The sequence below is a fragment of the Citrobacter sp. VF227 genome (genome assembly GCF_052950715.1).
In genome coordinates, this window is the sequence record NZ_JBRFVF010000375.1 from 1 (window position 1) to 473 (window position 473).

At 55.6% G+C, this 473-nt stretch carries 1 protein-coding gene; it reads right to left on the reverse strand.

What is annotated here, in order from left to right; genetic code table 11:
• The coding region (locus tag ACU8YC_RS26830; RefSeq protein WP_446896235.1) for an ABC transporter permease at positions 1 to 473 on the reverse strand (473 nt) is incomplete at both ends.

The window sequence follows — 473 nt, forward strand, 5'->3', positions numbered from 1 at the left end:
GTTACCCAGTAGCCCAGCAACAGGAAGACAATCATCAGCCAGATAGGGAGATCAATCCCCAACAAGGCAGCTGAGCCCAGCGTGGCAAAACCGGTATTGCCCAGCGCGTCCATGCCGTTCAGGTTTGGGTAGGTGCTGCCGTCGTGAAACAGAAGCGCAGATCCTCTGGCAACGTACATCATGCCGGGCGTACAGATGAACGGTGCAACGCCGAAACGGGTGATGACGGCACCGTTGACAAAACCGACGACAACGCCGAAGAGGGCAACACAGATTATGACCTCTGGTACGTTGAAGAAGATGATGTTGCCACCCCAGATGGGCGGACCGTTGGTAAGCAAAGCGCCTGCAACCATGCCGCAAATACCCGCTACCGCCCCGACGGACAGATCGATACCGCGAGTCAGTATCACCAGCGTCATACCAATTGCCAGTAATCCCGTGATGGCGACGTGTTGAGTCATGATTAACAG